The 1,424-nt window shown below is 38.2% G+C and carries 3 protein-coding genes; all 3 read right to left on the bottom strand.

The window, feature by feature from the left end; all coding sequences use genetic code 11:
• Positions 1–210 (bottom strand): hypothetical protein (locus O0J15_RS21065; protein ID WP_308306282.1); only part of this gene is annotated, 210 nt, incomplete at its 3' end.
• 36 nt (positions 211–246) lie between these two features.
• Positions 247–1,065, bottom strand: a complete 819-nt coding sequence (locus O0J15_RS21060; protein WP_308306281.1) for a hypothetical protein — start codon at positions 1,063–1,065, stop codon at positions 247–249.
• Positions 1,065–1,319, bottom strand: a complete 255-nt coding sequence (locus tag O0J15_RS21055; RefSeq protein WP_308306280.1) for a hypothetical protein — start codon at positions 1,317–1,319, stop codon at positions 1,065–1,067. The genes O0J15_RS21060 and O0J15_RS21055 overlap by 1 nt, the downstream gene beginning before the upstream one ends.
• Positions 1,320–1,424 lie beyond the last annotated feature (105 nt).

Raw genomic sequence — 1,424 nt, 5'->3', positions numbered from 1 at the left:
CTTATTGATATCATGGACAAATGTTTCTAGACTCTCTCTGATTGCCTTTTCATGCTTACTAGTCAAATTCCACTGATCAGGTAAGACAAGTTCCCAAGCCTCTTCATCTATTGTAACTTGGTTTTCACTTCCTGCCATCCTCTGGAATCTCAGAAAGTAAGTCATCCGCTTTCTGACGTTCATCATCGTTTTTAACTTATCCAGCTCCATTTTTAACGACAACCTTTCTACTCCTGTAACTTATGCCTAGCTTAATCTTCTTCTAGGATTCCCAAACTTAGCAATTCTTTCATCTCGTTTTCTTTTACGCTCTTCAGCAGACTCTATACCTATCTGTTTTCGACGCTCCACATCTTCTTGATTGATATTACTCCATTTTCTGGTATGTACGTTCTGCCGTCTCCCATCTTGCGGATAATATTCAACGGTACATCTACAATTACTATGCCGTCTGTAAATATCATGGGGAACGGAAGGATATTTATAACTGCCCTCCAGTTCTTGGCACCACTTACAACACTTTCCAGCCGTTCGTCTAGTGATTTTAGGGCTAAGTCCTGCTTTATACTGAAATACCACGTTTTTTTGAATCGTATCATCTACAATACTTTGGGTAAAATTAACGATTGTTTCACCCACCAACCATTTTACAGCCCCAAAATCATCTTCACTAGCTAAACGATTGACTAAGCCATCAATCCTATCTTGATTCAACTCAGGAACTTGAGCAGGAATGCGAAGATTAGCCCTAAGGTTTAAATCTTCTTGAACTTTTTCAGTATAATCACTTACAAGGTCATAGTTTCGACCTAAAACATCTTCCAGCAATCGTTTAGCGATATTATAGTACATCTTGCCATCTGGTAGGCTTTCATTACTTAAGTAAGTTCCTAAAACCTTTGAGAGTATTTCACCAATTTCTATAGCATATTGATTGGCGTCCAGATAATTAGCTTTATTCTCTTCTAACTTTTCTAGTAACTCTTCCAGAATCTCACTATCAAGCCTAGCTTTTTCAAATTCTGCCTTAATTTTCTGGAGTAGACTAGGAAACATATCTTCCATTACTTTTCACCTCCTTCGAGTAAACTGCTTTTTTCATTTTGACGCTCTTTCTGCCGTCTATAGTATCGTTTCTTTTGGGTCAATATCTTGTCTTTTTTCTTTTGGTAACGCTCTGCGTCTTTCTTTTTATTACATAGCTTACAAACTTTTGAGAAACCTTTCTTGTCCGAATGCTTCCTATAAAAGTTTTCACTAGATAATTCTTTAGTCTCATGACACTTGGAGCATTTTCTAGTTAAAGTGGTTTCATTCAATCCTATTTACTCCTTTTTGTCTTTCTCGCTCGCGAGAAAATATGTACAGTGACGGTGTGAAGTTCGGGAGCTCCGAGGGGGAGGGGGATATCCCCCCATCTTCTC

The sequence above is a fragment of the Stenotrophomonas sp. Sm10 genome, from assembly GCF_030985515.1.
In the GTDB taxonomy this organism is placed as follows: domain Bacteria; phylum Pseudomonadota; class Gammaproteobacteria; order Xanthomonadales; family Xanthomonadaceae; genus Stenotrophomonas; species Stenotrophomonas hibiscicola.
This window is presented reverse-complemented; position numbering and strand designations above follow the sequence as displayed.